The 24,952-nt window shown below is 60.4% G+C and carries 21 protein-coding genes; 4 read left to right on the top strand and 17 right to left on the bottom strand.

Translation table 11 applies throughout. The features are described from left to right. Window positions 1-146 precede the first annotated feature (146 nt). Window positions 147-1,202: a 2,3-butanediol dehydrogenase gene (locus RhoBH5_RS26295; protein WP_003941279.1), complete on the top strand. Its 1,056-nt coding sequence runs from the start codon at window positions 147-149 to the stop codon at window positions 1,200-1,202. On the opposite strand, the gene RhoBH5_RS26290 is transcribed toward RhoBH5_RS26295, so the two are convergent. The 3 genes from RhoBH5_RS26290 to RhoBH5_RS26280 all read right to left on the bottom strand — a co-directional run bounded on the left by RhoBH5_RS26290 (window position 1,192) and on the right by RhoBH5_RS26280 (window position 3,471). Next, a complete protein-coding gene (locus tag RhoBH5_RS26290; RefSeq protein ID WP_134999619.1) occupies window positions 1,192-1,515 on the bottom strand; it encodes a 4Fe-4S dicluster domain-containing protein in 324 nt (107 codons plus the stop codon). The two genes, RhoBH5_RS26295 and RhoBH5_RS26290, sit on opposite strands and share 11 nt — an antisense overlap. Continuing rightward, window positions 1,512-3,101, bottom strand: a complete 1,590-nt coding sequence (locus RhoBH5_RS26285; protein ID WP_270008970.1) for an FAD-dependent oxidoreductase — start codon at window positions 3,099-3,101, stop codon at window positions 1,512-1,514. Before RhoBH5_RS26285 ends, RhoBH5_RS26290 begins: the two co-directional genes overlap by 4 nt. Window positions 3,102-3,225: 124 nt before the next feature. Next, a complete protein-coding gene (locus RhoBH5_RS26280; RefSeq protein WP_020908376.1) occupies window positions 3,226-3,471 on the bottom strand; it encodes a hypothetical protein in 246 nt (81 codons plus the stop codon). A 223-nt stretch (window positions 3,472-3,694) separates the two neighbouring features. Here RhoBH5_RS26280 and RhoBH5_RS26275 point away from each other — a divergent pair, with 223 nt between their 5' ends. Next, window positions 3,695-4,075 carry a helix-turn-helix domain-containing protein gene (locus RhoBH5_RS26275; protein ID WP_007726046.1) on the top strand — a complete coding sequence of 127 codons (381 nt, stop codon included), beginning with the start codon at window positions 3,695-3,697 and terminating at the stop codon, window positions 4,073-4,075. Here RhoBH5_RS26275 and RhoBH5_RS26270 read toward each other — a convergent pair. The 5 genes from RhoBH5_RS26270 to RhoBH5_RS26250 form a co-directional block, all read right to left on the bottom strand. Further along, the gene (locus tag RhoBH5_RS26270) at window positions 4,072-5,865 is read right to left on the bottom strand and encodes an AMP-dependent synthetase/ligase (protein ID WP_270008969.1); all 1,794 of its coding nucleotides are present in this window, start codon (window positions 5,863-5,865) and stop codon (window positions 4,072-4,074) included. The genes RhoBH5_RS26275 and RhoBH5_RS26270 overlap by 4 nt on opposite strands. Next, window positions 5,862-6,305, bottom strand: a complete 444-nt coding sequence (locus RhoBH5_RS26265; RefSeq protein ID WP_007726042.1) for a MarR family winged helix-turn-helix transcriptional regulator — start codon at window positions 6,303-6,305, stop codon at window positions 5,862-5,864. Before RhoBH5_RS26265 ends, RhoBH5_RS26270 begins: the two co-directional genes overlap by 4 nt. Before the next feature lie 103 nt (window positions 6,306-6,408). Beyond that, on the bottom strand, window positions 6,409-6,540 hold the full coding sequence (locus RhoBH5_RS26260) for a putative transporter small subunit (RefSeq protein WP_003941363.1): 132 nt from the start codon (window positions 6,538-6,540) through the stop codon (window positions 6,409-6,411). A gap of 27 nt (window positions 6,541-6,567) precedes the next feature. Further along, window positions 6,568-8,220, bottom strand: coding sequence for a sodium:solute symporter family protein (locus RhoBH5_RS26255; RefSeq protein WP_270008995.1), 1,653 nt, complete (start codon window positions 8,218-8,220; stop codon window positions 6,568-6,570). Window positions 8,221-8,608: 388 nt separating this feature from the next. After that, window positions 8,609-9,865 (bottom strand): plasmid pRiA4b ORF-3 family protein, encoded by a 1,257-nt coding sequence (locus RhoBH5_RS26250; protein ID WP_270008968.1) that lies wholly within the window; start codon window positions 9,863-9,865, stop codon window positions 8,609-8,611. A gap of 381 nt (window positions 9,866-10,246) precedes the next feature. Here RhoBH5_RS26250 and RhoBH5_RS26245 point away from each other — a divergent pair, with 381 nt between their 5' ends. Further along, window positions 10,247-10,837, top strand: a complete 591-nt coding sequence (locus RhoBH5_RS26245) for a T3SS (YopN, CesT) and YbjN peptide-binding chaperone 1 (RefSeq protein WP_270008967.1) — start codon at window positions 10,247-10,249, stop codon at window positions 10,835-10,837. 45 nt (window positions 10,838-10,882) lie between these two features. Here RhoBH5_RS26245 and RhoBH5_RS26240 read toward each other — a convergent pair whose 3' ends face one another. The 7 genes from RhoBH5_RS26240 to RhoBH5_RS26210 all read right to left on the bottom strand — a co-directional run bounded on the left by RhoBH5_RS26240 (window position 10,883) and on the right by RhoBH5_RS26210 (window position 21,194). Beyond that, window positions 10,883-11,878, bottom strand: coding sequence for an HNH endonuclease (locus RhoBH5_RS26240; RefSeq protein WP_054825839.1), 996 nt, complete (start codon window positions 11,876-11,878; stop codon window positions 10,883-10,885). Between the two features lie 175 nt (window positions 11,879-12,053). Further along, window positions 12,054-12,545, bottom strand: coding sequence for a hypothetical protein (locus RhoBH5_RS26235; protein ID WP_042447940.1), 492 nt, complete (start codon window positions 12,543-12,545; stop codon window positions 12,054-12,056). After that, window positions 12,542-13,396 (bottom strand): ParA family protein, encoded by an 855-nt coding sequence (locus tag RhoBH5_RS26230; RefSeq protein WP_003940667.1) that lies wholly within the window; start codon window positions 13,394-13,396, stop codon window positions 12,542-12,544. The genes RhoBH5_RS26235 and RhoBH5_RS26230 overlap by 4 nt, the downstream gene beginning before the upstream one ends. Before the next feature lie 33 nt (window positions 13,397-13,429). Then, window positions 13,430-16,354 carry a Z1 domain-containing protein gene (locus RhoBH5_RS26225; protein WP_270008966.1) on the bottom strand — a complete coding sequence of 975 codons (2,925 nt, stop codon included), beginning with the start codon at window positions 16,352-16,354 and terminating at the stop codon, window positions 13,430-13,432. Beyond that, entirely contained in the window at window positions 16,351-17,868 is a 1,518-nt protein-coding gene (locus RhoBH5_RS26220; RefSeq protein WP_007729274.1) for an ATP-binding protein, read from the bottom strand. The genes RhoBH5_RS26225 and RhoBH5_RS26220 overlap by 4 nt, the downstream gene beginning before the upstream one ends. Beyond that, entirely contained in the window at window positions 17,861-19,984 is a 2,124-nt protein-coding gene (locus RhoBH5_RS26215; RefSeq protein ID WP_235808486.1) for a hypothetical protein, read from the bottom strand. Before RhoBH5_RS26215 ends, RhoBH5_RS26220 begins: the two co-directional genes overlap by 8 nt. A gap of 109 nt (window positions 19,985-20,093) precedes the next feature. After that, window positions 20,094-21,194: an LLM class flavin-dependent oxidoreductase gene (locus RhoBH5_RS26210; protein WP_054825837.1), complete on the bottom strand. Its 1,101-nt coding sequence runs from the start codon at window positions 21,192-21,194 to the stop codon at window positions 20,094-20,096. A gap of 296 nt (window positions 21,195-21,490) precedes the next feature. Between RhoBH5_RS26210 and RhoBH5_RS26205 the strand changes: the two genes are divergently transcribed. Continuing rightward, the gene (locus tag RhoBH5_RS26205; protein ID WP_054827347.1) at window positions 21,491-22,492 is read left to right on the top strand and encodes an MBL fold metallo-hydrolase; all 1,002 of its coding nucleotides are present in this window, start codon (window positions 21,491-21,493) and stop codon (window positions 22,490-22,492) included. A gap of 42 nt (window positions 22,493-22,534) precedes the next feature. On the opposite strand, the gene RhoBH5_RS26200 is transcribed toward RhoBH5_RS26205, so the two are convergent. Further along, on the bottom strand, window positions 22,535-23,455 hold the full coding sequence (locus RhoBH5_RS26200; protein ID WP_270008965.1) for a universal stress protein: 921 nt from the start codon (window positions 23,453-23,455) through the stop codon (window positions 22,535-22,537). Next, window positions 23,452-24,897: an amino acid permease gene (locus RhoBH5_RS26195; RefSeq protein WP_003940657.1), complete on the bottom strand. Its 1,446-nt coding sequence runs from the start codon at window positions 24,895-24,897 to the stop codon at window positions 23,452-23,454. The genes RhoBH5_RS26200 and RhoBH5_RS26195 overlap by 4 nt, the downstream gene beginning before the upstream one ends. Window positions 24,898-24,952 lie beyond the last annotated feature (55 nt).

The raw sequence follows: 24,952 nt of genomic DNA, 5'->3' as shown, positions 1-24,952 counted from the left end.
GATTCGCGACCCGCTCACAGTATTGGACGCTCCCCAGCACAGATCGGTTCCACGACATTGCATTCCGTTGCAACCCTTCACCCACGCCGATAATCGGCCTAACGTCGATCTACCAGGGGATTCACAACGAAGTGAGGTGCGGATCAATGAAGGCAGCACGGTTCCACGGGCAGAAAGACATCCGGATCGAAGAGATCCCTGAGCCCGAATTGCGGCCAGGAACAGTCAAGCTGAAGGTCGCATGGTGCGGAATCTGCGGCACCGATCTCCACGAGTACCTCGAGGGACCGATCTTCATCTCCGCACCCGGACACCCGCATCCTCTCTCACACGAGAATGCGCCGGTCACGATGGGCCACGAGTTCTCCGGCACCGTCGAAGAGGTCGGCGAAGGTGTCACGGACGTCGAGGTCGGCGAAAATGTTGTCGTCGAGCCGTACTTCGTCTGCAACGAGTGCGCCCCGTGCAAGGCGGGCAACTACCACCTGTGTACGAAGATGGGGTTCATCGGCTTGGCTGGCGGAGGTGGCGGGCTCAGCGAGAAGGTTGTCGTCGACCGTCGCTGGATCCACAAGATCGGCAACATCCCGCTCGACGAGGCAGCTCTCATCGAACCGTTGAGCGTCGCCCATCACGCCGTCGTACGCAGTGGAGCCGAAAGCGGCAACGTCGCCATCGTGGGCGGAGCCGGACCGATCGGACTCCTCGTTGCGGCAGTCCTCAAGGGTCTGGGTGTCACGACGATCGTCACCGAACTCAGCGAAGCCCGCAAAGCCAAGGCCCTCTCCAGTGGAGTCGCCGACTACGTCATCGATCCCACCACCGAAGACGTCAAAGCGCGCGTCCTCGAACTCAGCGGAGGCATCGGCGCAGACATCGGTTTCGAGTGCGCAGGCGTCAACGCAGTACTCGACACCATGCTCGACACGGTCAGGCCTGCTGGAGTTGTTGTCAACGTGTCGATTTGGGGCAAGCCCGCGACCATCGACATGCAGAAGCTGGTCCTCAAGGAGATCGATCTACGCGGAACCATCGCGTACGTCCGTGACCATGAAGCGGTCATCAAGATGGTCCAGGACGGTGTCGTCGATCTGGCGCCATTCATCACCGGTCGTATTCAGCTCGAAGAGTTGATCTCCGAAGGATTCACCACTCTGATCGAGCACAACGACACTGCGGTCAAGATTCTCGTCAGGTCGTGACTGGACGGGGCACCTCGGGACCCACCGCAGTCAGCGACCCAGGTGCGCGCCCCTTGCCCCATCCGATCTTCTCTCGGTAGCGGCCGATGTGATCGTTCTCGATCGCATCGGCCGTTTCCAACGGTGTGGATTGCGGATGCACATACAGCGCATCCGTCGGGCAATATGCCTCACACATGAAGCAGGTCTGGCAATCCGATTGGCGCGCAATCACCGGGACGCCCGAGGGTGTCCGGTCGAAAACATCTGTAGGACAAACGTCTACGCACTTGTCGCAACCGATGCAGTCAGGCGCGGACACCAGCTCGATCATGACGCCACCAATGCAGACCCGACAGGTTCCGACGTTCGGGTCCACACCGAATCCAAACCTCCGGTGAGAACGTGATGATGCTGCGTTCCATCGAGTTCGGGATAATCGTCACGCTTGCTCATTCCCCGAGTCTCGGTCCGCGCCAACGTCGAGTGGTACATCCAGCGACCGACGGCCGTGATCGCGGCAGCCTGCCGCGCCGCCATCCGACCTGCTGGATCCGCGCCCAGATCCGCACTCACTGCACCCCACAGCGATTCGAGCTCAGCGAGCGCTGCGGATACCCGATCACCGCTGCGGAGGTAGTTCTTGTCGAAGGGAATCAGCTGCGCCTGAGCAGCTTTCACCACATAGTCGGCAGTAAACCCGGTTCGTGCCGGATTACGCAATCCGACGGTTCCGGCTCCGCGAAGACCACTGGTAGACCCACGTCCGACCGACAGCGCATAGCGCGCAGCACCGGTTCCCGCCCACGAACCAGAAGACATCGCCCACGCGGCGTTGTGACTTCCCCCGCCGGTAAACCCTCCGCAGATTCGCTCTCGGGTCGCAGCGTCCCCGGCGGCAAACAGACCTGGAACGGATGACGCGCAATCGTCATCGACGACGTTGATTCCCCCAGTCCCGCGAACAGTGCCTTCAGCGAGCATGCCGACCTCGAATTTGTCGGTGAAGGGATCGATTCCGCGGCGATCGAATTGCAGGAAGAAGTTGGGTTGCCCCAGCCTCATTCGACGCTGCACCTCAGCGTCGGCCCGATCGATCTGCGCGAAGACCCGCTCGTTCCGCAACGTGCTGGCGATGACGGACCTCCCCTTAGCCGAACCGGCACCTTCGAGCACGCTTCCGTCTGCGTGAAAGAACGTCGCGTACGCGTAGTAAGCCGTCTTGGTGATCGTCGATCCGGCCGCTGCGATTCCGTACGCGTTGGAGAACTCCATGCCGGAGAACTCGGCTCCGACTTCGGCTGCCATCAATGCACCGTCACCGGTATCGACGTTGGTGCCCAACGCACCGGACAGAAACGCACAACCTCCGCTGGCGACCACTACCGCGCCTGCCGAGACTCGGTAATCCTGTTGCTCGTGGCGTTGGTAGCCCGCAGCTCCGCGAACTCGCCCGGCGTCGTCCACCAACAACTCCAGCGCCGGCGAATGGTCGAGGATTCGCACCCCGGCTCGACGAATCCAGGTGCGCATCCGCCGCATGTACTCAGGTCCCTGCAAGCCGGTGCGTATCTGCTTGCCCGTGGTGGGGTCGACGGGGAACGGATATCTGCCCTCCGCCGCGAGGAGATCCATGTTGGAGTAGGTCTGCTCGAGGACGCGGTCCATCCAATGGTGGTCGGCCAGATATCCGCCGAGCGCCTCGCGTCCGGCCTTGGCCAGCTCACGGGCAGTCGTATCCGGTTCGACGTACCAAACACCCGTTCCGGAGGGGGCCGTTGCGCCGCTCGTTCCGCAGTAGCCCTTGTCGACCAGGACGACGTCTGCACCGGCTTTGGCCGCGCGCAACGCTGCCCACGCGCCGGCGGGGCCACCACCGATCACCAATACATCGGTGGAGAGTTCGAGGACGTCCGTCACTGGCCAGCTCCTGTCAGAGGTCTACGCAACACTTCTGTTGCCGTAATATTCCTCGGACGAACTACCCAGCGCCACAGTCAGAATCACTGTGAACTCAACCGCTCACCGTTGCATCGACAGAGCGCTACGACGCTTCCCGCTCCTCGTCGGTGCACAACGCGGAGTACTTGGCGAAGGCTTCCTGCAAGGTCAGCGATTTGCGTCGCTCGGCGATGTCGCGGGGCTTTCCCTGTGCAACACATCGACGAGCATGCTCGATCACAGCTTCACGAATGACGCTGGAAATGTCCGCGCCCGTGAGCTCTTGGAGGGTCTCTAGGGCCCTCAGTTCCTCTACGTCGAATCTCACCGTTACCGATCGTCTAGCCACGCTCAGGATGTTACTTGCGGGTACACCAAATTTGGTGAGTTACATATGCGTCGAGTCGAATATCTTTGGGCGCCAAAACCTTCGAATTCCGATCTACGTGGGTAAATAGTTTTCCACTCACGGCACTCATGTAATGCAACGCACACGGCGCTAGCCAGCGTGCCGACAGACACTGTCGCTGTCTATGCTTGCGAAACACTGCCTTCGATCGGAGATATACAGCGTGAGCATCGACCATATCGTTTCCGCAGTCGACGGCGATGCTGCCGAGCGAATCAAAACGGCCCTGACCCAGAGAGCCGCAACCTCGACGGACACGACCACGCTGGTGTTCGACGGCGTCCGGATCGAGATTCCACCGTCGGTCGGCGACGCCGTCGTGCAGCTCCTGACCTACCTCGCTGCCGGGGACAGCGTCGCCCTCGGGCCCGTCGCAGAACTCCTCACCACCTCGCAGGCAGCAGAGATCCTCGGCGTTTCGGACACGTATGTACGTAAGCTCGCCGACGCCGGGAAACTCCCGATCGAACTACGCGGCACCCACCGCAGGTTCCGCCTCGATGACGTGATGGCTTACCGCGAGCAGTTCCCCAAACGCGCCTAGCTCTTCGCGTACATTCCTTCGATCTCTTTCGAGAACCGATCGACGACGACATTGCGCTTGATCTTGAGCGTCGCTGTCATCTCACCGTCTTCCTCGGTCAGATCGCGATCGAGAATGACGAACTTCTTGATCGACTCTGCATGTGAGACAGCGGCATTGGCATCGTCGACGGCCTTCTGCAGCTCCGCTCGAAGGTCCTTGTCGTCACGTAGTTCGGCGACGGTGGCACCAGAAGGCTTGCCGTTCTCGGCCTTCCACTTCTCGAACACCTCGGGGTCGACGGTCAACAGCGCCGTGATGTAGGTCTTCCCGTCGCCGACGACGACTGCCTGCGAGACGATGGAATGCGAACGGATACGGTCTTCCATCGGGCCGGGCGAGACGTTCTTGCCGCCCGCCGTCACCAGAAGATCCTTCTTTCGTCCGGTGATGGAAAGGTAACCTTCGCTGTCGAGTTCACCGAGATCACCGGTTCGCATCCAGCCGTTGACGAATGTCTCTTCGGTGGCCTTGTCGTTCTTCCAGTATCCCTTGAAGACGACTCCACCGTTGAGTTCGATCTCGCCATCCTCGGCGATGCGAACCCCGTTGCCGCCCATCGGCTGTCCGACGGTTCCGATCTTCTGAGCACCCGGGACGTTGACGCAGTGCGCCGCTGTAGTTTCGGTGAGGCCATAGCCCTCGTAGATCGGAACTCCGAGCCCACGGAAGAAGTGCCCCAGCTCAGGAGTGAGGGCGCCGCCACCGGAGATCGCGAACCAGCACTCGCCGCCGAGAGCCTCACGAAGCTTCGAATACACGAGCTTGTCTGCCACTGCGTGCTTCGCCTTCAAGATCAGCGAGGGACCGCCCTTGTCGAGAGCTTGGCTGTACTCCTTGGCGGTAGCTTCTGCGAAAGCGAAGATCGCGCCGGGGACCTTCCCACCGGACTCCGCCTTGCGTGCTGCGCCGTCACGAACTTTTTCGAAGACACGCGGAACACCGAGGATGGTGTTGGGCTTGTACCGCTCGAATTGAGTTGTAATGGTGGCAAAGTCGGACCAGTGCGCCTGCGACGCGCCAGCTTCGAACGTCGCGAGGGACACCGCGCGAGCCAGCACGTGAGCGAGCGGCAGGAAGGTCAGGACTCGGTTTCCCGGAACCGCCACCTTGCCGATCGATGCCGTGAGAATCCCGCGCACCTCGGACAGGAAGTTGCGATGCGTGAGGATGCATCCTTTGGGGCGGCCTGTGGTGCCGGAGGTGTAGACGAGTGACGCCAGATCGTCGACCTTGATGCCCGCGAGTCGCTTCTTCAACTCGGTGCCGTCAACGTCGGCGCCCTGTGCGGTCAGCTTTTCGACTGCTCCGTCGTCGATCTGCATGACGGCCTTGAGAGAGCTTGGCGCGTCCTGGAACAGCTGCTCGTGCGCGCCGGTTTCGACGATCGCGATGACGGCCTCGGAGTCTTCGAGGATCCAGCTGACCTGCCCCTGAGACGACGAGTCGTAGATCGGAACGGTAGCGGCGCCGGCAGCCCAGATGGCGAAGTCGAAGAGCGTCCACTCGTATCGGGTCGCGGAGAGGAGTGCGACGCGGTCGCCTGCCTGCACGCCAGCGGCGATGAGACCGTTTGCGACGCCGGTGACCTGCTCGGCGAACTCTTTAGCCGTTACATCTACCCAACCCTCTCCCTTGGGGCGGGAGAACACCGTCAGTTCGGGCGTGCGCTCGGCGTGAGTGAAGACGGTGTGCACCACGGACTCATTGTCGGAGATGGTGAACTGGGCTTTGGCGCTGTACTCACTCACAGGGTGTCATCTCCGTTGGTCTGCGATTCGATGCTGATTCTGAAGCGGTGGAGTGCGCGGGCGAAGTCTGCGACCTCGGACTCGGTCCAATCGTGCAGCCTGCCGGCGACTTGGTCGAGCCGACGCGCGTCGGCGGCGTCGAGGTATTTGCGGCCCGCCTCCGTCAGGTGCAGCGGATTGCCCTGGCGAACGGATCCCGGATCGGCATATACCCAGCCTGCCTCGATGCAGCCGCGCACTTGGCGCGAGATGGTCGAGCGGTTGACGCCGAAGACTTCGGAGATCTCCGTGGCCTTGCAGCCGTCGTTGCGGCCGATAAAAGAGAGGAAGGAATGCTGCGCGATCGACGGGTGGTCATCGGAATGCCGATCCCCCGTCATCAACTGCCGCGTCAGGTGCACCAGCTCGTCATGAACGGCTGGTGGACCGGTGAGCGCCATTGCTCCGTCGTGTTGCACTGGGCAACTATAACGCTGCCCCCAGTCCCGATTGCAATATGACCGCCGCCACCGACAAGAAGTCCGTCGGTGGCGGCGTGAAAAGTTAGACCAGATCCTCACCGTTGCGGCGAGCAGTTGCCCAATCCTTGAAGAATCCCTTGCTGATGACTCCCAGCACGACCAAGACCAACGCCGGCCAGATCAGAACATAAATGGTCAGTAGAGCTGTACTCATTCGTATTCCTTTCACTTGTCTCGACGGTTACTTTCCGGACGCTCCCACGGCAGGAAGCTCGTCATCGTCGAAGTCTCCCGTCCGCTGCTTGATCAGTTCGAAATCGAACGTCTCACGCTGATTGACGGACATCGCAAAGCACACGACGGTACTGACGGCATAGGCCACCAAAGATCCGCTGAGCGTTGGGTAGTCGTGGAGGAAGCCGATTGCGAACGGCGCGGACAGCACGATCGCCAGGCCACCGACGATCTGCGCAACCTTCAGGCCGAAGAATCCAAATGCCATGAGCCCCAGCACCACTCCGATACCGACAACGGCAACGATGTCGGAGAAAATCCCGAACATCCCATCCATCGGCACCCAACTGAATCGGACGGGCAAGAAGGCTACAAGCGCCACCAGCACCGACACAGTGAAGGCCTTGTTGGTGACCTTTCCCCAATAGAAGCTCGCGATAACCGGGAACACCAGCGCGCCCCACAGCGCGCCGACGAACACCAACAGATCAAGAATGCTCAGTTGCAGACTTGCCAAGGAGATAGCCGCCGCCGTGGCAACTATCATCGTTACTCGGCCGATGAGCAGCATCCGTCGAGGGTTCGCATTGGCCTTGCCTGCGACGGCTTGGCCGTAAACGTCGGTCATCACGATGGATGAGAGCGCAGCAAGGTCCGAGTCTGCCGTCGATGACAGCGCGCCGATGATCATGACAAAGAAGACGGCCAGCAAAATTCCGGGCAGGTACGACGCGGCCATCTGCGGAATCAGATTGTTGACGTCACCATCCATCGGCTCGATTCCGAGGTATAGAGCGAGAACACCCAGCATTCCGACACCAATGACCGTTGCGCCGTATCCGACGGTTGCGGTGATGAAGGTGGGCTTGATCAGGTCTTCGCGGACCGCGAACAGACGTTGGGCAATGGTCTGGTTGCCGATTGCGTAGGCAAGAACTGCTGCGATGTACGGCGCGCCCTGCTCGAAGAAGGCAACGCTCGAGAAGAAGTTGCCCTGCTCAGCAGTGAGGTTGCCTGCCCCGGATTCGAAGGCTGCCGGGAACCCTGCCGCAAAGAAGATGAACGGCACCAAAACCGCTACCGCACCGAGCATTCCGATCAGCTGAACGAAGTCGGTCAACACCGAAGCGCGGAAGCCCGACCACAGTGTGTACAGCAAAACGCCCAGCGCAACGATGAACACACCCTGGATGAAGTTGAACGGCGAAAGTAACGCGATCAGCAGACCACCAGCGAGGAAGTTCGACATCAAACTGATGAGACTGCCGACGATATTGGAACCCGCGAGCATCAGCTGACTCGAGCGTCCGTGCCGCGCGTACATGACCTCAGCCAGCGTGTGGGCTTTCGGTGCCACTTTACGAATTCGCTGGCCGAACGGATAAATGAAGAGAATCATCAACGCGCCCCACAAACCGTAGTGAATGGGGCCGGAGATTCCGTAGGTGTAGCCAGAAGTGGCAGATGCGTACATCGACGACGCCCAAATCCAGGTGGCCGTCATACTCGCGGCCGAAACACCAAATCCTAATTTGTTTCCGGCGGTCATAAAACCGTCGGCATTTTCCTGTTTCTTACCAATACGAAGAGAAATCAGAAATGTTCCACCATAAAAAGCAACAAGCAGTGAAACAATTACCAAGGTACTGAACTGGACCATGTCGGACCCCGTCACATGCCACATCCTTCGCACATAATCGGCAGAGCAAAGCACAAAACCCCTGTTCAGGATCTTTGCGCTTCGTTTCTGCACGCCCTAGGAGCGACCGCCATACCAACACCGGTCACATATTCAATTGACTAGCAACACGCACTTCGTCTTTTCGGAAACCCAACCTCCACAAAATAAATCTTCTGCGCAAGCTTTTGGCTCGACCACGCAATTCAACAACTGAGAATCGACCATAGCATGATGGCAATTTCGAAGAAAAACTCCGATATTTTCCCACCCGAAAATATTCATGTTTCCGCCGCAGTAAAATCGTGCGCTTCCAGCGCATATAACAACTCCGCATCGATTGAAATCGATGCTCGATTCGATCGCATACCTACATCGACAGGACCATCCTGGCAAACCGTCGGCCCCACTCGGGATCGGCGGAAACATGCTGGTCCAGCGGATTGGAGACAATCGCCCCGATCATTCGCAAGTACACGAGAGTGTCTCGCACCATCCACGTCCAATCGTCGTCCCCGAGTCGTGTTCCGTCTGTTGTCGACCAACCCAATGCCGTGAGGCCTTCGATCATCACTTCACTACGTTCGGACTCCGACAAGCCGGCAGCCAACGTAAGGAACAGAATTCGGCCGGCTTCCTGCGCCAACTCACCCTTTCCCAACGGCATGGCCGACACGATGTGACGCCACAGCTCGCCTTCATATGCAAGCACTGACGCGCCGAGTCGAGTCAGAAGCAATGTGCCTCGGAGTTTCCGGACAAATCTCAGTGTCTTTGCGACTTCAACGAGTACTGCTAATTGCGAGTCACTCCCTGCCGTGACACCGATCCAGTCGCTGCCCCAATCGAGTTCGTCTCGGGCGGCCGCAACATGGTCCGAAGGAAGTGCCCCGGACGCCGTCAAAACAATCCCACCACCTCGCGCGGAGTTCAGCAGCCACAGCAGTTGGCGGGTTGCTCCTTCACGCATCACCTCGAAATAGTTGTCATATCCGCCACGAAGCTCCGATTTGGCAACTGCGGCAAACAGTTTCGGCGCGGAATGAACCGACAGGCGGCGCAAGAACTTCTCGAACACCGAGCTTCCCACAGGTGGTGACTTATGCAGTGCCACTGCAATGGTGACTGCTGCATTGGACTCTGCGGGAACAAAACGTTCGGGATCGAACAGTCCGGTACTCGCCTGCACATTCAGGAACTCGCGATACCCGATCGGACCGCCAGAATCCTCCGGCGGGCACGCTCTCTCGCCGTCGAGACAGGATGGCTCAGGAATCGGCTGGTCTTCGACAATCTGCTCGAGAACCAACGTGTGACTCCACCTTGCGCGGGCGTTGTACTCATAACGGACGTACTCCCCTACCGCGGTAACTGCCTCGTCGATCCGGACTTCGTCCTCACCAAACTCGTCTTCCTGGTATCCGTCGCGCTCGATCACATCTGGCGCGATATACCGATCTGGGCCATTGTCCGTTGAATGATGGACACTCACCCACTGATGAGCGTGTTGATCTCCCCACCCCATCACCGCCTGCACAATCGAATGAAGTTGGTCCAGTTCGATATTCGACGGAACCGAAAACCGTCTCCAAATAGGCGGCGTGATGCAATCGAGTTCGATCCGCATGACAAAGTTCGCCACCTCCGGCCGTCGACGCTGATTCCGCATCTGCCTCGGCGTAAGGACCTTCATCTGGCTTTGCGTCGCTTGATATGCAGGTACCAAACGCAGATGTGAAGCTCGCCGAACTCGCTGACCCGTCATGTATGGAGGCTAGATCTACCTACCGACAGCCGAGATACTCACTGCCACAAGGTTGCCCGATTTGTCGGGGCTCGCATCTCGTCGCTGGTCGGCTGTCAAGTCCAGATCAACACGGACCTACCCAGGCATCTTTGATCATCCACTGCGCGGAAAATAGTGTGCGCCGATTACCGTAGACCTGACAGCTACCGCACGAAAACAGTGCCCAGCGCCTGCTCGGACTGGCACAGAACATGAGGATCCATGAGCGACCAAGACACGACCGCCGACCAGCCCCTCCACATCAACGGCGCAATTGCCTTGGTGACGGACGAGCGCGACGAGTTGGTTCACCTGTGCGTCCAGACCCTCGCCGAACTGCTGGGCAGTGAGCCTGCCACCGATGACGACGGCGACATTGTCGTGCCGGTTCACGGATTTGTCGCCTACGTGACCGTCGCCGACGACGGACCCCAGATCAACGTTTGGTCTTCGGTTCTGACCGGCCTCGGCAATCCCTCGCACGCTGCGACTCGACTCATCGAACTCGCGCAGGAATGGCCGCGCCTCCGCTTCGCCTTCAGCGGCGACCACCTACTGGTCTCCACGATGCTCGACGCCGATCCCTTCGCTCCGCAGCATCTGCTGAACCTGATCGACGAGGTTCACGACTTCACTCACGAACTCGACGACGATTTTGCTGAATCCTTCGGCGGAGACCTCGACTGCGACGCCGATGACGACAGCTACGCCGGAGACTGCAATCCCGGCGGTTGCGGCGGTGACTGTGACTGTGCGTGCGGCGATGATGCAGACGGCGTCGACGGTGATCTTGGTATTACACAAGTTAAGTAGTCTGGCTCATCTTCGATCTGCTCCGCAGAGCGCTCGCTGGCGAAGTCACGAAGCGACATAGATCTGCGTGCGGTGCCAGTCCAGATAGACAACATCCGGACGCTCCGCCTTGTCCGGCAAGATCAATCGGTCTCTCAGAGGTGGCTTCCCGAGTGCGGCGCGAAGCGGACCTTCGATCTCCATATCGCTCTCGACGCCGGGCGCGTAATGGAGGTTCAAGTCCTCATCGACGGTGATGAGCCCCGTATCGAAGGCAATGTCATGTGTCGGACACGCGGTGAAGCCGTTGCGACGGTCAAGTCGCTCTTTGTCAGTGCTGTCTCGCCAGGGCTTGATATGGCTTGCAGTAAGGAGGCGCGGCCGGCGTCGGCCACCGATGTTCGCGCTAAGGCCACAGAACACGCAGCGGTGCTCGTGATTGCTGAGTACGCCAGCGGCGAACCGATGCTGGCCGATCCGAACCCTCGAGGTCAGCAATCGCTGGGTGGTCGCGATGGGGATATCTTTACGCTCGCTAGACCACTTTTCGAGCGACTGCTCCAAGGATCTCTCGATCTCACTTTGGACTAACTCTTCTTGTCCCGCCAACCACAGCGTTTCGCCGTTTTCCAATTCGAGGAAGTCTGGCAACGCATGTTCGTCAATTCCGTGGGAACGCGCCGACCGCAGAATTCGAAGGTATACGTCCTGCATCAACACGCTGTCCGAAAGCATCAACGACGCGACTTCGACCTCATATCGCCCGCCATGACTACGTGTTCCATCCAGGTTCGCCATCTTTGCGATAAAGCTCGTGGGCGGACGTTTGAACAAACTCGCAAGATGCTGGACCGGCATTCCCGCTCGATGTGCAGAAGAGCTACCGAACCGGCGATGGTCAACCAACAGCGATGCGCAGAGCGACAACACGACCTCGCTCGGAACGAACGGCACCTGTCGGCTTCCCTTCGGTACCTCCTGACGTGCGAGTACCGATTTCCACTGCGCCTCCAGCGCGGCGGGCGATGGGTCAAGAAACTCGGAGATCACCGAAGGTGCCACTATGCGCCTTCCTGGTAAGCGTCCAACCCGCAAGTTCACACACTAGCCGGCGCCGCGCGGAATCATTCGAAGCCACTCGTGTGGTATCGCCATCCACTGATGAAGGAGTCGGGCGAACCAGTGCGCCAATCTGGCGGCCCCAAGGACCACAACGGCGCGCTGAGAGGAGGAGCCCCTACCGGAACGCACTGCCCTTCGAGGTCAGTGCCTTCACCCGCTCGACGGTCCAGACCGCCAGCACATCGACCTTCCGTTTACGGCCGGTCTCCTTGTGCGTGTCGATCTCCTGCTCCGCGATGATGTCCTTGATCCCGTCTGCATCGAGGGCTGAAAGACGCTCCAGCAGCGCTGCTTCCCCATCGACCTTGAAGACATCGAACGGGTCGAAAGCCCCCGGCTCCCGCTTCACCTTCGGTACAGCAGCACGACGACGCGGCGCCGGCGCAGAAGCAGGTACCACAACGGCGGATCCATCCGACGGAACTGCGAAAGCGCTTTCGATTGCCTTCGCGAAGCGCGGGGTACGGGCAGCTTCCTCTGCAACTACCTGAACCAGTTTGGCCAGCAACACCGATGCCGAGGCATTGGTTGCTCCCAACTTGAGGAGCGCTGCACCGGTTTCCTGCACCTGCACGCGACGACGCGCCTCATCGATACCCGCACTCATAGCTTCGCCTGCGCTTCCGTGAGAATGTTCTGCGTAATTGCACGCATCTGATCGAACTGACCTGCATTGCCGTACTTCACCTTCAAAGTGCTGTACGGGTGAAACTCCGCCGACGCGGCAATCTGATTCGACTCCGCGAGATACTCCGGCAATACGTGAGGGACGTTGGGATCGCGTCGAAGATTTCGCACAGTCGTGCGGTGCACCGCCGAGTTGGACTTGTACTTGGTGATCACCAACCCGAGTTCGAAGAGTTCACGGCCGAGTTCTTTGCCGAACTTCGCGATGTGCGTCTGGATCTGCGGAATGCCGTACGTGGAGAGCACATCCGGGATCGTGGGGATCACGTAGCCGTCAGCCATGGCCAATCCGTTGAGTGTGATCGGCCCGAGATTCGGCGGGCAATCGATCAGAACGTAGTCGTAGTACGGCATCACCGGGGCGACGGCATCCCTCAACAATTCAACCGGCTTGGTGGAGTTCCGATCAGCAACCCGAAGGGCACTGATCTCCTCCTGTAGCTCGATCAAATCGAGAGATGAGGGAAGCAGATCCACACCCGTCACTCGCTTGACCGGAGAAACTCCGCGCTGAATCGAGGCTTCAAGATCGAAGTTCGACGTGCCATCGACGGCGTCGCGGAAAATGGTTGCGCTGGTCAGCCCTTGCTTGTTGAGTTCGAGCCAGTGATCCTCACTGATCATCATCGTCGTCAGATTGATCTGCGCATCGAGGTCGATCAACAGCACGCGCTGACCGAATTCGAGCGACATGAACTCGGCCAACCCCGCGGTGATCGTCGTCTTACCGACGCCGCCCTTGAGGTTGATCGTCGCAATCGTCTTAGCCATCAGAACCCATTCCTGTCTCCCACCACAACACACCTAGTTCGCATCGACGATCGCCCCTGTCCCTGACTGCTTCACCCGAAAACCGATTCGCCCCAACGGCTCCGCCGCGTGCGGAAGCGCGTACGAGAACAACGTCGCAAAATCGCGCGAGTCCACGGGACCAGCCTGTGCCCGTTTCAACTGACGAGGAGCCGGATCGTTCGCCAATACCAGAATCAATGCACCGCGAGTCTTCCGATGAAGAGCACCCGCAAGCGGTCCACCGTTCTTCTTCGGGCTGCCCGCAATGTGCTCGATCGCATCGCGCTCACGGACGGCCGTACCGGTGAAACCTGTTCGGTACTCGCGTTCCTGACGCTTGCGATTGACGATCGGAAGTTTCTCGTGCCAACCCTTGATCTCGATCGGCTCCCGGGTCTTGGGGTACGGCAGCAGAACTGCAAAATCCTCGAGCAATCCGGATTCGATTGCGGTCGAAAGCGCTTCGCGGTGGGGACCGAAATCCCACCCGTTCGCCCACTCGAACTGGTCGACTGCCTCCAACACCACATGGGCAGGGACAATGCCGTATCGCGCAGTGAACGATCGCGAAACATCATCCTTGTCAACGAAATTGAAGGACCCTGTTTCGCCCAACGACTTCAATAATGGTGCAACCGCGTCGAAGTGCCGAGCGTTGATCGAACCGTCACCTCGCGGGGGCTGCATCGTGAAGCTGAAACTTTCACCGCCCATGCCTCGATAAACCAGATCGGCGTTGAACATCTTGTTTCGAGCCGTTGGCCTCAGCCACGGCAGCTGCTGAAACACCATCGGCGGCACATCGCGTGGAGTGACCCACGGTTCGCCCTTCTCGTTCACGCCGCTGAACCGAGTGAGCTCGTTCCGGAACTCCTGCTCGTCCCGAACGATCGCCTCGAACGCCTTGTACATGTCGTAGTCCGCGCCGGCGGGTCCGCCAACCGTGCGGCCGATGAACAGGCGCACCAAGTCTCGGTACCCGGGGCGGAATCCGAACCATCGTCCCATCTGCATCAATGTGTCAGCTTGGCCCGTTCGACGCGTGTAATAAGTGATGGTCAGGCCCTCGACCGTGAAGCCGCGACTCAGCTTCGTGCCGCCGACCAGAATCTTCCACACGCCGCGTTCCTGGAAATCGAGGGAATCCTGTTTGTAGTCCTTCTCGGCCGCGCCGTTGACCACGATAACGGGGCTAGTTCCCTCGGAAATCTTGTCGTAGGCAGCGCCGATGAATTCCTCCAACTCGGCAAACGAACCAGGATTCTCCAGTTCACTGCCCCGAGCCGCACTCACCACCGCAAAGTCTTCGGCCCAGAGCTTGTCCAGCCGGGAAAGACTCTTGGCCTGGCTGTATCCGGCCGATTTCCACAAGGCCTTGAAGTCGTCGGCTACGGCGTCATGCTCGGCCTGCTTCACCGATTCGTGCACCAGCATCGTGTGGTGCCGATACGGCTTGGCGCCCTTCGATTCCCGGAATAGCTTGATCGCCCCCGTCAGGACAAACGAGTCGAGCGCTCGCAACTGCTCGGCTGAGCGATCCTCGTCGCACTCGGCCCGGAGATCCCGTACGTACGCTTTCTGGTTCGAATTGGCCGGAGTCTTGTCGTCGTCTTCGAGATCGTCTAGATCGTGGAAGTCCGCACCACCCATGTACGGGCCGGGCCGCTCGAGACTGACGATGAAGTCCGAAGGAAAGACGTTGACGCTGTCTTCCGGATCGACAAACACATTGGCAAAAGGTGTTGCGGTGTAACCGATGTACTGGGCACGCTCGAGTAGACCGAGGATCTCAGCAATCTGACCGTTGATCGCCGTCCGCTCGACCTGCTCGGTTTTCATCTTCTTCGGATCGATCGTGTTCACCGATGCCTGATCGGCTTCGTCGTCGATGATCAGGGCAGGAATCTGATCGAGTTCGGTCGGCACTTTCTTCAGATCGGCCACCAGCTTCTTGAGGCTGGAGACGTTCTTCTTCACGACCGCGATGCGAATATTGCTGGGGTACAGATTCTTCGGATCATTCAGCGGAAGGGAGTGATCCACGGTTTCGAAGTGCAGTGCGCTCAGGCCCGCGAGCAGGCTCTTGTAGTCAAAGGTCGAGGTGGTGAGTCGACGGATAGCCGGGATTTCATTGGTCTTGTTCGGATCGATTTCGTGTTCGAGAAAGTTCCCGTTTCGCCAGTCCTCGTCGTTGGCGTAGTCGTCGTCCACGCCTGCACTGATGTTTTGACGACCGACCAATTCCATGTCGAGGCGTCGCTGAGTCTGGCTCCGGAGAATCTCGATAGTGCCGGTCAGAACGATGACCAAGCGGTACCCAGCGTCGATCGCCTTGGCCACTACGCCACTGAAATTCGCCGTCTTCCCGCTCTGGACGTAGCCGACCACCAAACCTTTGGACTGATACGGCTCGGGCCGCGTCGGATCCGCAAGCCGGTGCACAACCTCAGTGGTTGCAATGTCCAGCTTTCCGATTGTCGCCTCGTCCCAGTTCTTGTCGGCTAGAATTCGCTTGTAAGCGCGCCAATAGAAGTCGTGCTCGCGGCGGCGTTCGGAGGTGTACCAGGGGTCCCACGGCTGCTGAGCCGCAATGACAACGGGCCCACCTTCGCGAGGGAAGTGCGCATCCATCTCGGCGTGGGCGTCGACCGGCAATCCCAACGAGTCGTAGATCCGAGCCCGCCGTTCCGGACTTTGCGGAACAGTCGAGCCTACCCACGTCTCGACACTTTCCGCATCCCACTGCCGTAGACGCGAGGTGAGCGCCGTTCGTACACCGACAGCACTCTCATCGAGGAACACATCGATGATGTCCGCGATGGTCAGGCCATCCGGATAGCTCGCTCGCAGGCGCGCGTTGACCGGGTAGAGCACGTTCTCGGGCGGAAACCCGTCACCGAGTTCACGCGCAACCGCACGGAATACTTCATCACTCACTGCACTACCTGCTCCCGGTGCGCTGCCACTGCGGAAATCAACACTTCCTGCCACGCCTGCATCTTTTCCCTCTGACGAGCGCCGATTCTCGTTCCTTCGAACATCTCACTCACCAACAGGAAGACAAGAGTCTTGAGCACCGGAGCATCAGCCGGGTCGAGACTGCGACGTCCGAGCAGATCACGCCGAAAACGCGCATTGATCCACAAAGTCCGAGTCTTGAGGTCGACTTCGAAGAACTGATCACGCGCCAAGGCTCGCCAACCCACAGCAACAGGATCATCACCGACGCTGAATTCGAAGGCGTCGCTGAAGGAATCGAGCACGTCTTCCGGAAAGCCGGACGCCGGCTCGATGACGCTGATCGGCCGAGGTGCAGAACTTCGGGCTGCCCGCACGACGCGCTCGGCATCGGTCAGATACGAACGGAATCCACCGTTGCAATCCGTGAAGACGGCCCCGTCGACGGCAGCCGACGCAGTGGCGTCGAGCGTCACCCCCGATTTCTCGGGATTGATGGTGATGTGCTGCAGCAGAGAATCGTTCAGATCGACAGCAATTCGTGCCAATCCGTAGTCCGGTCGGCCCCGCACTATCGCGTTCCAGCCGCCGATCTGCAGGAGTCGATCGTGCCGATAGAAGTAGAGCCCCTGCTGGTCGCGGCCGGGGGCGCCGTGGATGCGAAATTCCGGTGCATTGCTCCGGGCGGGCCACATGTGAGCTTCGGCGGTTACTGTGGCACCGGCGATCGACACGGTAAGTGTCCGAGGGTAGTTGGGGTCGCCGGTGCGCGGATACCGGAACGGGTCGATGGCACTGACTGTGCGCAGCGCGCCGGCGCGTCCCGCTTCGACGTCGAAGACATCCACAGTCAGAGCGATCCGGCCGGATTCGATGAGACGGTGAAATACGACGCCGAGGTGACTGCGCACGTCGTTGATGGTCTGTTCGAGCCAGCTGGTCTGCTCGTCCGCGTGCGCGGACATGAGAAATGTTGTGATGCCGCGCCATTCGACAACAGTTCCGGTGTCGAAGGGAAAGCGGGGCGTGACTGCGTCGAAGAATTCTTCGGCTTGCCGGTCCTCGATCACCGAAACTGACTGACGCCCCTGCACTGAGGCCGAGTCGATCTCGCGGCCCTGCGTCGGGTGCCCGGACTTTCGAGACCACACTCGGAGCAACCGAGCCTGACTCAACGACGCCGCCTTCATCCCTACACCGAAATGACCCAGGTCCCCGGCGGCATAGTCGCGTCGGCGGCCGTAGGTCATCGCGGAATCAATGGTGTCACTGTCCATGCCGGAGCCGTTGTCGATCACCATCATCGACACGATCCGTGTGCCGTCCTGAACGAACCTGATCAGCACGTGGGAGGCCTCGGCGTCGAGGCTGTTGTCGATCAGATCGGCGAGCGCTGTCGCGATGGTGTGGTGCAAGCCGATGGCGCCGGCGAGGGACTCGTCCGCAGCAAGGATCTTGGTGCCCACTATGCGGGTGTCCGCGACGTCAGTCATGGGAAGCATCCTTACCCTCTACCTCGTCGATTTCGGATGCTTCGCCGCGCCTCCATGCCGCCTCCAGGAAGTCCAAAACCACGTCTTCACCACGATCTTCGTACGCGCGCAGTATCTTTCGTGGACGGTCTTCGCCGTCCAGACACACGGCTTCGGCGAGAATCCGCACCACATGTCTCTCGGCAGTTCGCAATGGCTCGCGATTGCCAACCTCTGCAAGTGCCTGACGTAGTGGGTCGATGTCAGAGTGAACGATCGCCGGTCGGACCACGCGGAAGGTTCCGTCTTGCCACAGCTCGAGCAACACGTCTTCGCCCTCCACAGCGGAGAGTTCACGCAGGAATCGGCGGATAGTGCCGAACGTCGGCTGCGCTCCGGTCCACCGAACTGCTTGAACGCCGAGATGGCTCTCCAACTCGATGGTCTCACCGCGCACACAGCCGGCAGCGACTGCAACACCGGCGGGTACAGCAAATCCGGAGCCCCGCAGATGATCTGCGGTCACAGTCAGTCGATACCGCCACGTACTACCTGACCGGTACAGGCGGCGAGTCAACTCTGGCGTCTTCGCAGTGTTGCGTGTCCGCTTGCGCCGGACTATCCCGTCACCACCAATGTTGAACTCACTGGCTTCTTCAGCCTCTCCCGAAGAAACCGGTTCCTCCCCAACGGAATCCGCGCTTCCCCAGGCGTGCAGCCGCCACACTGCGCCGTCGAGCGCCACGCGATCGTCGGCCTCGAGCGCGCGCTCGATCGACCGCTCACTGCGATCGGACTTCAGTAAGTCCACTAGCTCGACGACGGACTTCGGCGATCCGACGGCTTCGAGCGCGCCGACTGCCAGATCGGAGATCCGACGCGCACGCGTCAGCGCAGACTCCGCCACAACGACAACGCCGCACCACGCAAGCCACTTCTCCAGTTCGCCGCGTGACATCGACACCACTTCGGCGACGTCGTCGAGTGCAACCACACCGTTCGGGGACTCAAAGTCCTCGAGCAAGGTCTGAGTCCGTTTCTTGGCCTCCGCGACGCCCGGAGCGGCTGCCCAACCGTCAGTCACCTCGAAGTAGTCGTCGAGACGGTCCAGAACCAACCACAGCGGAACTCCGTAACCAGGCACCTCCGCCGCGATGCTCGGATGCACGTCGAGGAGGCGATCAAGCGAAGCTACCGGCTGAATCTCGACGCGCAGGCTGGCAAGCAGGTTCCCCACGGCTGTCCCGAATCCGCACGCCGCGTTGAGTTTGGCTTTCACGTCGGCCTCGATCTGCCCGACCCGCCCCGAGCCCACTCCGAGCTTGGCTCCGATCGCTCCCCTACGCTGCGGCACTCGCGCTACGATCCGCTCACGCAACACCAACGACTCCCGCTCGTCCAACTGGGAGAAGAGATTGTCGATTTCGTCAATCGCGTCGGTACGGTCGGTGTCGGGCAAGTCGTTCGGCGTCAGAGCCGAGATCCGGGCGGCGACTTCCTGAATCGAGGCCGGAGATTCGTCGTCGATCTCGACGGTGACGAGTGGTCTGCTGTCCTGACCTCGGACCCGTCGCCACATAGCAAGCTGAGCGAGATCGTCGAGCAGCGCTGTGATCGCGGGTGGGGCACCTGCTTCCTCAGTGGCCTCGACGCGGGCGAGCGGAGTCGTCATGACCGCACAGACCAACAGGTTGAGCACTATGTCGTGCACCGTCTGTTCGCTCGTTCCGCGCACGCCGAAGATCTCAGCGGTCGTGTGCATCAGCAGTCCGCCGATTGCTTTGTCGGTGGTGAGCCGAGACAGTGCAGTCACTGCGCGAGTATCCAGACTCAACGCCTCCAGCGGGAGATCTTCACCAAGTAGCGGAAAGCTCGCTCTTAATACCGCTGCCGCGTGGTGAGCGATGTAGAGGGACGCCAGCTCGGAGAGAACCTTCTCGAGATCGACCTCGAGAACAGTGAACGACGGCGCTTCGCTGAACCACCAATCAGGTGACGGTGCCAGCGGCTCGAGCAGCGCAGCACGATCGGATACGTAGTCGTCCAGCCAAGGAAACAGATCGACCCACAGCGTCTGACTCAGCTCGTTCGCGGGAAGCGAGTTCACACCCAACGTCAACGCACTACTCCCACTCACGGATACCTTCATTGCGGTCAAAACCGACCGCGATGTCGGTAACAAGTTACTGCAGCTCGTGAGCGGTCGCAGCGCCGGACCCGCTTACCCGACAGTCAGACTTCTCCGCTCAGTCGACGGCGGTGAAACCCTTCGCCCGATCTTTGTCGGCCGAGGTCCACAGCGTCGTCGACAGTTCGGCCTTCACCAGCGGGATAACCTCTTCCGCAAATCGGCGCAGGGTGTCCTTCTGCTGCTCGAAGTCGAGCACGTGATTGACCGACACCGATTGGAAATCGTGGCCGTAGCTCTCGTGATAATCGAGGATCTTCTCGGCGACTCGCTCCGAAGACCCGACCAATGCCGGCCCACGGTCGACGGCTTCCTCGATGGTCCGGAAGCTTGTCGACTTTCCGACCGCTTTGGGATCGTGCTTGCGTTTGTCGGCCTGCGCAACGGCGCCCTCGTAGATCGGACGGAACTCTTCGATGGCCTGCTCGGTCGTGTCGGCGAGGAACAATCCGCCCGAACCCGAACCGACATACGCCTTGGCCGGGTCATGTCCGTACGCCAGGTACTGCTCGCGGTAGTGGTCGATCAGCACTTTGTAGTTCTCACGAGGCTGGAAGGCGTTGGCGGTGACGATGGGGTCGCCCCACTTCGCCGCGAGTTCGACGGCCTCGAACGAGGTAGCCGATCCGTGCCAGATACGGAACGGGCCGTCGAAAGGACGCGGTAGCGTCGTCGCGTCCTCGAGCGAAGGCCGGTGCGTTCCCACCCACTTGACGTTTTCCTCGCTGATCAGCAGTTTGAGGAGTTCGTAGTTCTCGGTGAGGTACTCGTACTGCTTGGCGATGTCCAGACCGAGGAGCGGGTATTGAAGAACCTCGTTGCCCTTGCCGATCACGATCTCGAGGCGTCCCCGGCTGAGTTGATCGATGGTTCCGAAATCTTCGGCGACTCGGATCGGATCAAGTAGCGAAAGGACCGTGACACCTGTCGACAGCAGGATTCTGTCCGTGGCCTGCGCAATCGCCCCCAAAACGACGGTTGGCGCCGACGAAAGAACCGGCCCGGCATGGCGCTCACCCACCGAGAACGAATCGATACCCAGTTCTTCGGCGAGAACCGCCAGTTCGACGACGCGGTTGAGCCGATCGGACGGGGCAACTTCCTCGCCGGTCACTGGATGGGGTGGGTTGAAAATGATGTCCAGAACCTGAAAACGCATGACCCGTCTTTCTCGATAACCGCACAGCGCGCCTGTCCCTCGGAGGCTAGTGCGCGACTCGTCGACGGATTCACCATCCGAGGACGCCCCTGACACGACGAGATCACGAAAAACCCTATTCAACAACTACTTTCGAATCAATGACACTATTCGGTCGATAAAACTCTCCCCGATCCGAAGTCGCCCGAAAACATGCCGAACTCCCGCCAGGCAGGACCTGTGTCACCAACCAAACGAGCGCACGGTAAACATGAAGTACTAAGAGTGCGTTCCCTTATCGTTAAGAGGTACTTGTTATGAACGGTGCGGCGGCCATCGGTGATGGCATATTCCAGATTCCTGTCCCGATCACGGACAACCCGCTCGGGCACACGCTCGTCTACGCCATGGAATCCCCCGGCGGACTGATCTTGGTCGACGCCGGATGGGGCGACGACAACGGCTGGCAGGGCCTCAACGCGGGGCTCGCCGAGATCGGGCATTCGGTGACCGACATCGAGGGCGTCGTGGTCACGCACTTCCATCCGGACCACACCGGACTGTGTGGACGGGTCCGCGAGGCATCCGGCGCCTGGATCGCCATGCACGAGGACGACCACTACTTGTTCGATCAGATGGCCACTGCGCGTAACGAGGAGTGGATGGCGTACCAGCTCGACAACATGGAACGTGCCGGAGCGCCCGCAGCTGACCGTGATGCATTCCGACTGGCTGCCGCGGGTGAGTCTCCGGTGGGCCCCGAGTCCGCTCCCGACCGCCTTCTCGCGGACGACGAAATCATCGCGCTCACCGGCCGCGGCCTCCGCGTTGTCTACACCCCCGGCCACACGCCTGGTCACGTCTGCTTCTACCTCGACGACGCCGACGTCATGTTCACCGGCGACCACGTCCTGCAGAAGACGACACCGCACGTCGGCAACTTCGTGTACCCCCTCGACGAGCGTGATGCCCTCGCCGATTTCCTCGACTCGCTCGCACGGGTGCAGAACATGAACATCACCCGCGGTCTCGGCGCACACGGCATTCCGATCGACAACGTCGGAGGTCGCGCCGGCGAGCTGATCGAGCATCACCAGGAGCGACTCGATCACCTGCTGCAGGAGTTCGCCGACGACAAGCTCACCGTGTGGGACGTCGCGGCAAAGATGAAGTGGTACAAGCCGTGGGCCGAGATCTCCCCGATGGGAAAGACGATGGCGTTGTCCGAAGGTGCAGCTCACCTTCGCCATCTGGTTGCCCGAGAGCAGGTCTCTCAGGTTCCCGGCTCCGAGCCCGCGCTCTTCGCTCGCTCCGTCTGAAAGATCAGGGCCGACAAGCACTCCGCTCGTCGGCCCTGATCTCTATTCCGCTTCGGCCTGATCGACTATTCGGGTCGACGCCGATCGCGGGACCACCACCACCGGAACCGGTGAGTACCGCACGATCTTCGCTGCCCGACTGCCGAGGAACACCCGCGCCAGTGGACCTGCCTTGCTCGAGCCGACAGTCAGAACGTCACCTCGGTCCCACTCGACGCCCTCGAGCGCCTCGGCCCAGTTACGACCATGGCTGATAACCGATTCCATGACGTCGGGTATTTCGGGCAGTGCACGCACGCGCTCGAAGGCAGCGTTGGTCTCGCGCTCGACCACCTCGGCCCACTCAGAGATGATCGGTGAATCCCCCTCGGTCCCGAGTGTGGTCGTGTACTGCGCGTTTGCGCGAACTGCAAACGCCGCCAGTCTGAGTCCGGCATCGACACGCGCAGCCACGGTCGCGGCGGCGAGCACCAGATCGTCTTGATCGGGTGTGCCCGAGTAGGCGGCGGTGACGCGGCGAACCACCTCACCGGGCTTGCTTCGAAATCCCCTCGGCGCCAGCGCGACCGGGACGTCGGAGCTATGCAGCAAGCGGGAGGTGACACTGCCGAGAGCCACGTGACCGAACACCCCGGCCGTAGACGAATCCAGGACGATCATCTTGGCTTCGTGCTCGTGAACGAGATCGAGCAGGCCACTCGACGTCGACTGAGCCTCATGCACGACATAGGTTACGTCGACGTCGGAGGGCATGTCTGCCCGCGCTTTCGCCAGTGCCGCTTCGGCTTCGGCTCGCAATTGCTGGTGGTATTCGGCGTCGACCCGCGCCATTCCGGGCGGTGGCGGCGAGGGAATCACCGCGCAGATCACCAACGGTTCACCGGACGAGCGCGCCAACAGCGTTGCCAGATGGACGGTTCCGGAGCTGTCACCGTCGGGTGCGTATCCCGCGAGCAACGTCATGACTCGGACTCCGATCCCAGTTCGGCGCGGTTCTTCGCCCCGAGGCGCGAGTGCTTCATACCGTAGGCGAAGTACCAGATGATCGCGACGGTCACCCAGATGAGGAACACGTAGATCGTGACGGTTCGGAGGTCCTTGATGATCCACAGACAGCCCAGGATCGAGAGGATCGGCGTCACCGGATAGCCGGGAACTTTGAAGCTGCGCGGCAGGTCCGGGTCACTGCGCCGCAGGATGATGACCCCGATCGAGACCACAAGGAAGGCCACCAGGGTTCCGATACTGGTCATTTCGGCGAGGAAGTTGATGGGAATGAAACCGGCCAGAATGCTGATGACGACGCAGACGATAATGGTGTTGGGCACCGGCGTCAGAGTCCGCGGGTTCACCTTGTGGAAGATCGACGGAATCATGCCGTCGCGTGACATCGCGAACAGGATGCGGGTCTGACCGTAGATGACCACGAGCGTGACGCTGCAGATCGAGATCACCGCACCAGCGGCCAGAAGTGTTCCCGGCCAGGTAGATCCGGTCACCTGTTCGAGGATGGCGGACAGTCCGGCTTCCTGACCTTCGAACGATGCGGAATCCTGTGCACCGATCGCGACGGCGACAACGGCGATGTAGATCGCGGTGACGGACACGAGCGCAATGAGGATCGCGAGAGGGAGATTGCGACGAGGGTTCTTCACTTCTTCGCCGGCGGTGGACACGGCGTCGAGGCCGATGTACGAGAAGAAGATGATTCCGGCGGCGGACATGACGCCACTGAATCCGAACGGTGCGAAGTCGGCGAAGTGATTGCTGTTCCATCCGGCGATGCCGACCACGATGAAGAGCAGCAGAATTGCGAGTTTGATCGAGACCATGATGGCGTTGGCCTTGGCCGATTCACTGGCACCGCGAATGAGCAGAACACCGCACAGGCACACCAGGATCACTGCGGGCAGATTGATGATGCCGCCCTGCTCCGGCGCTTGTGACAGCGCGTCGGGGATCTGGAACCCGAAGAGGTTGCCAAGTAGCTGGTTCAAGTACTGCGACCATCCGACGGACACCGCCGCGGCCGAGACTCCGTACTCGAGAAGCAGACACGCGCCGACGGCCATGGCCGGAAGCTCTCCGAGCGTCGCGTAAGCGTAGGAATACGACGAGCCCGACGCTGGGACAGCTCCGGCCAACTCCGCGTAACAGATCGCTGTGAGTCCCGCGACGACACCGGCAACAACGAAGGAGATGATCACTGCCGGACCGGCGACCGGGACCGCCTGCGAGAGGACGAAGAAAATACCGGTGCCGATCGTGGCGCCGATGCCGAACATGGACAACTGCGCCAAACCGATACTGCGGGTCAGCTCACCGCCGTTGGTATCTGCGCCGGTCTCCTGGTCTATCTGCAAAGCCGGCTTGCGCCGAAGTACGTGTTTGACGAGAGTAGCCATCGACGCTCCTCTAGAGTGCCTGGTAGGAAACTGTTGTATCCTCATACTGCACGTA

Source organism: Rhodococcus sp. BH5, from assembly GCF_027583855.1.
Lineage (GTDB): Bacteria > Actinomycetota > Actinomycetes > Mycobacteriales > Mycobacteriaceae > Rhodococcus_F > Rhodococcus_F qingshengii.
Note: the sequence above shows the minus strand (reverse complement) of the source record. Positions and strands in the feature narration are given on the sequence as shown.